The organism is Pseudomonas sp. DW-iso17, from assembly GCF_058725345.1.
On record NZ_JBZXEA010000024.1, the window covers coordinates 22733 to 29651 of the forward strand.

Annotated in this window: 5 protein-coding genes, 3 tRNA genes and 1 riboswitch (1 of these 9 only partly in view); of the genes, 7 read left to right on the forward strand and 1 reads right to left on the reverse strand. The window is 58.6% G+C overall.

Translation table 11 applies throughout. The annotated features are described in order from the left end of the window. Positions 1-18 precede the first annotated feature (18 nt). Positions 19-528 (reverse strand): 6,7-dimethyl-8-ribityllumazine synthase, encoded by a 510-nt coding sequence (locus tag AC4PS6_RS17420; RefSeq protein ID WP_003193604.1) that lies wholly within the window; start codon positions 526-528, stop codon positions 19-21. A 97-nt stretch (positions 529-625) separates the two neighbouring features. Then, positions 626-795, reverse strand: a riboswitch (FMN riboswitch). 190 nt (positions 796-985) lie between these two features. On the opposite strand from AC4PS6_RS17420, the gene ltaE reads away from it, so the two are divergent. From ltaE to AC4PS6_RS17455, 7 genes are all read left to right on the forward strand, one after another. Further along, complete coding sequence (gene ltaE / locus AC4PS6_RS17425) at positions 986-1990, forward strand: low-specificity L-threonine aldolase (RefSeq protein ID WP_014719591.1); 1005 nt, start codon at positions 986-988, stop codon at positions 1988-1990. Positions 1991-2136: 146 nt separating this feature from the next. Continuing rightward, the gene (gene alaS / locus AC4PS6_RS17430; RefSeq protein ID WP_014719590.1) at positions 2137-4755 is read left to right on the forward strand and encodes an alanine--tRNA ligase; all 2619 of its coding nucleotides are present in this window, start codon (positions 2137-2139) and stop codon (positions 4753-4755) included. Positions 4756-4850: 95 nt separating this feature from the next. Continuing rightward, on the forward strand, positions 4851-6092 hold the full coding sequence (locus AC4PS6_RS17435) for an aspartate kinase (protein ID WP_003193595.1): 1242 nt from the start codon (positions 4851-4853) through the stop codon (positions 6090-6092). Positions 6093-6266: 174 nt separating this feature from the next. After that, on the forward strand, positions 6267-6455 hold the full coding sequence (gene csrA / locus AC4PS6_RS17440; RefSeq protein WP_003175645.1) for a carbon storage regulator CsrA: 189 nt from the start codon (positions 6267-6269) through the stop codon (positions 6453-6455). 62 nt (positions 6456-6517) lie between these two features. Further along, a tRNA-Ser gene (locus AC4PS6_RS17445) sits at positions 6518-6608 on the forward strand. Between the two features lie 108 nt (positions 6609-6716). Beyond that, positions 6717-6793: transfer RNA gene (locus AC4PS6_RS17450), tRNA-Arg, on the forward strand. A gap of 72 nt (positions 6794-6865) precedes the next feature. Beyond that, positions 6866-6919 (forward strand) — tRNA-Arg (locus AC4PS6_RS17455); it runs 123 nt beyond the window's last position.

Genomic DNA, 6919 nt, shown 5'->3' on the forward strand with positions numbered 1-6919 from the left:
TTGCGGTGAGGCTTGGATTTAGACCGCTACCGCACGCGGCTCGCTACGACGGATCGCGCGTACCTTGTGCAGGGTATCGGCGCAGGTGCGCGCCGCTTCCTGGCCCTTGTGCACGAAGTGCTCGTAGAAAAACGTGGTGTGCTCGCTGCCGGCATGGAAGTGGTGCGGCGTCAGGGACACCGAGAACACCGGCACTTCAGTTTCCAGCTGCACCTGCATCAGGCCGCTGACTACCGATTGCGCGACGAATTCGTGACGGTAGATGCCACCGTCCACCACCAGCGCGGCAGCGACGATCCCGGCGTAGCGGCCGGTCTTGGCCAGCAACTTGGCGTGTAGGGGCATTTCAAAGGCGCCGCCGACTTCGAAGAAGTCGATGTCCGATTCCTGATAACCCTGGGCGATCATTTCGGCGAGGAAGCCTTTGCGCGATTGGTCGACAATATCCTTGTGCCAGCAGGCCTGGATAAACGCGACGCGCTCGCCGTGATGGTTTTTGCTTTTGCTGTCGATTGCGGTGGGTTGCATGTTCTGACTCCTGTTTAAGAAAAAAACAGGGCGTTATGAATCGAATGGGATTTAAGGGTACGCATGCGCAAACAAGCGCGCGGTCCTTAGGTGCCAATCCCGTTCTCTCTTCATCCGGACTATGACCGTCGGCCCCGGGATCACACCGGGTCTGCTGACCTCGTCGCCGTCCTGCCTGAGCAGTTCGAGGCGCCAAGCGCTCGCGGGCTATGCACATTGCGTGCAATTACCGCCGGTGGGGAATTGCACCCCGCCCTGAGAACGTTGCCACCAGAACCCTGGCGGCGCAGAGTTTTTAACATGGTTTTTCGAAAACTGCACGGCTGCCGTCTCGATAACTTATATCGGTTTGATTGGTTGGTATTCGAATGAATGCAATAGGGGCTTGATATTCCGTGGCTTTGCCCGCAGTAATCACACACAAAAGGACTTATCCACTCCGTTAGAGGCCCCCTTCATGACCGTGATCGACCTGCGCAGCGACACCGTGACCCAACCTACCCCCGGCATGCTCGACGCAATGGCCAGCGCCGTCAGCGGCGATGATGTCTACGGCGAAGACCCCAGCGTCAACCGCCTGGAGGCCGAGTTGGCCAAGCGCCTGGGCTTTGCCGCGGCGCTGTTCGTGCCCACCGGTACCATGAGCAACCTGCTGGCGTTGATGGCTCACTGTGAGCGCGGCGAGGAATACATCGTCGGCCAGCAGGCTCACACCTACAAATACGAAGGCGGCGGTGCGGCGGTGCTGGGGTCGATCCAGCCGCAACCCCTGGAAGTTCAAGCTGATGGCTCCCTTGATCTGAACCAAGTGCTTGCCGCCATCAAGCCCGACGACTTCCACTTCGCCCGCACACGCCTGCTGGCGCTGGAAAACACCATGCAGGGCAAAGTGCTGCCGCTGGATTACCTGGCCAAGGCCCGTGCATTTACCCACGAGCATGGCCTGGCCCTGCACCTGGATGGCGCGCGCCTCTACAACGCGGCGGTCAAGCTGGGGGTGGATGCGCGAGAAATCGCCCAGCATTTCGATTCGGTGTCGGTGTGCCTGTCCAAGGGCCTCGGTGCGCCGGTCGGCTCGGTGCTGTGTGGCTCGACGGCGCTGATCGCCAAGGCTCGGCGCTTGCGCAAGATGGTCGGCGGCGGCATGCGCCAGGCGGGCTCCCTGGCGGCGGCGGGGTTGTATGCTCTGGATCATCAGGTGCAGCGCCTGGCTGACGACCATGCCAACGCGCAATGGCTGGGCGATGAGTTACGCAAGGCCGGCTACAGCGTCGAGCCGGTGCAGACCAATATGGTGTATGTGCAGGTAGGTGATCAGGCGCAGGCGCTGAAGGCCTTTGCGGCCGAGCGTGGGGTCAAGTTGAGCGCCGCGCCGCGCCTGCGCATGGTCACCCATCTGGATGTGAGCCGGGCGCAGATCGAGCAAGTGGTGCAGACATTCGTCGCGTTTTCGCAGAAATGACAGTGCAGGCCGTCTAATTGACTGTTTCTATCACATAAACACGCTGTACCACCGGCAAAGGGCCGATATAATGCGGCCCTTTGCCGTCGCTCCGTCTGATGATGTTGCGCACTGGCCTTTGGCCGCAGCCTCCGTGGAAGAACCTAATGAAAAGCGCAGAAATCCGTGAAGCCTTCCTTCGCTTCTTCGAAGAGCAAGGCCACACCCGTGTAGCCTCCAGCTCCTTGATCCCAGGCAATGACCCAACCCTGCTGTTCACTAACGCGGGGATGAACCAGTTCAAGGACTGTTTCCTGGGCCAGGAAAAGCGCGCCTACACCCGCGCTACCAGCAGCCAGAAGTGCGTACGCGCCGGCGGCAAGAACAGTGACCTGGAAAACGTCGGCTACACCGCCCGTCACCACACCTTTTTCGAGATGCTGGGTAACTTCAGCTTCGGCGACTATTTCAAGAAAGACGCGATCACGTTCGCCTGGACCTTCCTCACCGGCGTGCTGAAGCTGCCCAAGGAAAAACTCTGGGTCACCGTGTACGCGACGGACGATGAAGCGTATGACATCTGGACCCAGGAAATCGGTGTACCTGCCGAGCGCATGATCCGTATCGGTGACAACAAAGGCGCGCCCTACGCGTCCGATAACTTCTGGACCATGGGCGATACCGGCCCGTGCGGCCCGTGCACCGAGATTTTCTACGATCACGGCGACGATATCTGGGGTGGCCCGCCAGGCTCGCCGGAAGAAGACGGCGACCGCTACATCGAGATCTGGAACAACGTGTTCATGCAGTTCAACCGCACCGCCGATGGCGTGTTGCATCCGCTGCCGGCACCGTCGGTAGACACCGGCATGGGCCTGGAGCGGATCAGTGCGGTGATGCAGCACGTTCACTCCAACTACGAAATCGACCTGTTCACCAACCTGCTGAGCGCCTCGGCGGCAGCTATTGGTTGCGCCAATGAAGGCCAGTCTTCGCTCAAGGTGGTGTCGGACCACATCCGTTCCTGCGGTTTCCTGATCGCAGACGGCGTGCTGCCGTCCAACGAAGGCCGTGGCTACGTGCTGCGTCGCATCATCCGTCGCGCGTGCCGCCACGGTAACAAGCTGGGCGCTACCGGCAGCTTTTTCTACAAGATCGTGGCCGCGCTGGTTGCCGAGATGGGCGATGCCTTCCCGGAACTCAAGCAACAGCAAAGCAACATCGAGCGGGTGCTCAAGGCTGAAGAAGAGCAGTTCTCCAAGACCCTGGAGCACGGCCTGAAGATTCTGGAACAGGACCTGGCTGAGCTCAAAGGCACCGTGGTGCCGGGTGATGTGGTGTTCAAGTTGTACGACACCTATGGTTTCCCGATGGACCTGACTGCCGACATCGCCCGCGAGCGTGAGTTGACCGTCGACGAAGCCGGTTTCGAGCGTGAGATGGAAGCCCAGCGCGTGCGGGCCCGTTCGGCCAGCTCCTTTGGCCTGGACTACAACACCCTGGTCAAGGTTGACGTACCGACCGAGTTCACCGGCTACAAGGCGACTGCGGGCTCGGCCAAGATCGTCGCCATCTATAAAGACGGTAAGTCGGTCGACGTGTTGAGCGAGGGTGAAGAGGCGGTTGTGGTGCTGGACCAGACGCCGTTTTATGCCGAGTCGGGTGGCCAGATTGGCGATTGCGGTTTCCTGAGCTCGACATCCGGTCGTTTTGACGTGCGCGACACCACCAAGACCGGCGGTGCGTTCCTGCATCACGGTGTGCTGGTGCTGGGCAACTTGACTGTGGGCGCACCGGTAGACACCCAGGTCGATGCCGATGTAAGGCATGCCACGGCGTTGAACCACTCGGCCACGCACTTGCTGCACGCCGCGCTGCGCCAGGTCCTGGGCGAGCACGTGCAGCAAAAAGGTTCGTTGGTGGACAGCCAGCGCCTGCGTTTTGACTTCAGCCACTTTGAAGCGATCAAGCCTGAGCAGATCAAGGCCCTGGAAGACATCGTCAACGCCGAGATTCGCAAGAACACCCCGGTTGAAACCGAAGAAACCGATATCGAGACCGCCAGGAACAAAGGCGCCATGGCGCTGTTTGGCGAGAAGTACGGCGACGAAGTTCGCGTACTGAGTATGGGCGGCAGCTTCTCGGTAGAACTCTGTGGTGGCATCCACGCCAACCGCACCGGCGATATCGGCCTGCTGAAGATCATCAGCGAAGGTGGTGTGGCCTCGGGCGTACGTCGTATTGAGGCGGTGACTGGTGCTGCGGCCCTGGCTTACCTCAATGCAGCCGAAGAACAACTCAAGGAAGCGGCCGGCCTGGTCAAGGGCAGCCGCGACAACCTGATCGACAAGCTGTCCGCCGTTCTGGAGCGCAACCGTGCGCTGGAAAAACAGCTGGAGCAGTTGCAGGCCAAAGCGGCGAGCGCTGCGGGCGATGACCTGTCGGCCGCGGCGGTTGACGTCAAGGACGTAAAAGTCCTGGCGGCGCGCCTGGACGGCCAGGATGGCAAGGCGCTGTTGGCCTTGGTCGATCAGTTGAAGAACAAGCTCGGCCGCGCAGTGATCCTGCTCGGCAGTGTCCATGAGGATAAGGTCGTTCTGGTTGCGGGTGTAACCAAGGACCTGACTGGCCAACTCAAAGCCGGTGATTTGATGAAGCAAGCCGCTGCGACAGTGGGCGGCAAGGGCGGTGGTCGTCCGGACATGGCGCAAGGCGGTGGTGTCGATGCCGCAGCGCTGGACGCGGCCCTGGCCTTGACCGTGCCATTTGTCGAGGCAGGTATTTAAAGCACTGTTAACCGGCCCGTGGTCTAGTCACGGGCTTGTTCAGTGCAGGTGGATTGGATATTAGGCGCCCCTTTACGGGCTGAGGCGGCTTGGAAATGGCTTTGATCGTACAGAAATTTGGAGGCACCTCGGTTGGTTCTGTCGAAAGAATCGAGCAGGTCGCCGACAAGGTTAAGAAGTTCCGCGATGCTGGTGATGACCTGGTAGTGGTGCTGTCGGCCATGAGTGGCGAGACCAATCGCCTGATCGATCTGGCCAAAGCCATCAGCGGTGATCAACAGCCGCTGCCGCGTGAGCTGGATGTGATCGTCTCCACGGGCGAGCAGGTGACCATTGCGCTGTTGGCCATGGCGCTGAACAAGCGTGGCGTGCCAGCGGTGTCCTACACTGGTAGCCAAGTGCGCATTCTTACAGACAGCGCACATACCAAGGCGCGGATCCTGCAAATTGATGATCAGAAAATTCGTACTGATCTGAAAGCAGGGCGCGTGGTAGTTGTAGCGGGTTTCCAGGGTGTGGATGAGCACGGCAACATCACCACGCTGGGTCGTGGCGGTTCGGACACCACCGGTGTGGCCCTGGCGGCAGCGCTCAAGGCGGACGAATGCCAGATCTATACCGATGTGGATGGCGTCTACACCACTGACCCACGCGTCGTGCCAGTGGCCCAGCGGCTGGACAAGATCACCTTTGAAGAAATGCTGGAAATGGCCAGCCTTGGTTCCAAGGTGTTGCAGATTCGTGCGGTGGAGTTCGCCGGCAAGTACAACGTTCCGCTGCGCGTATTGCACAGCTTCAAGGAGGGTCCGGGCACCCTCATTACTATTGATGAAGAGGAATCCATGGAACAGCCGATCATTTCCGGCATCGCTTTCAATCGCGATGAAGCCAAGCTGACGATCCGTGGCGTGCCAGACACCCCGGGCGTGGCTTTCAAGATTCTGGGTCCTGTCAGCGATGCGAATGTTGAAGTCGACATGATCGTGCAGAACGTTTCGCACGATAACACCACCGATTTCACCTTCACCGTGCACCGCAACGAATACGATGCAGCATTGAAAATCCTGCAGAACACAGCGAGCGAGATTGGCGCCCGTGAAGTGGTCGGCGATACCAAGATTGCCAAGGTGTCGATCGTAGGGGTGGGCATGCGTTCCCATGCTGGCGTTGCCAGCCGTATGTTCGGGGCCCTGGCCAAAGAAGGTATCAACATCCAGATGATTTCCACCTCGGAAATCAAAGTCTCGGTAGTGCTCGAAGAGAAGTACCTGGAACTGGCTGTACGCGCGCTGCATACGGCTTTTGAGTTGGATGCTCCGGCCCGACAGGGCGAGTGATGCGTTGCCAGGAAGGCGCGGTTTACCGCGCCTTTCATTTTTTTGTGGGGTACATGGTCTTTTGCATGGGCTCGACAATACTTAGCGAGTAGGGCTACGACCTTTTGGTTGTAGGTCGAATGCTTTTTTTTTGCAGACTGTTGTTCCTGAACTGAAATGCGTGAGGTGAAAGGTATGCTGATTCTGACTCGTCGTTGCGCAGAAAGCCTGATTATCGGTGATGGCGAAATCACCGTGACGGTGCTCGGCGTTAAAGGCAATCAAGTACGTATTGGGGTTAATGCTCCGAAAGAGGTGGCGGTCCACCGCGAGGAAATCTACCTGCGGATCAAGAAAGAGAAGGACGAAGAACCAAGCCTTTAATTTTTATCGTTTTTTATGTTTGCAAACGGGGAGGAACGTGGTTAATATACGCCCCGTGTTGCGGAGAGCTGGCCGAGTGGCCGAAGGCGCTCCCCTGCTAAGGGAGTACACCTCAAAAGGGTGTCGGGGGTTCGAATCCCCCGTTCTCCGCCATTATTTGCTTAGTACGTTGCAATCTGGTTTTTTCGGTAAGTTGTTGAAAGTACTCGAAAAAATAGCTTTACATAGAGATTGAACGGCCTATAATGCGCGGCAACAAATGCACTCGTAGCTCAGCTGGATAGAGTACTCGGCTACGAACCGAGCGGTCACAGGTTCGAATCCTGTCGAGTGCACCATTTAAGAGTTAGTTGCAGTGATGCAGGTAGCTTGGCTTCAACCAGTTGTGATCTGGTCTAAAAACACAATCTGCACTCGTAGCTCAGCTGGATAGAGTACTCGGCTACGAACCGAGCGGTCACAGG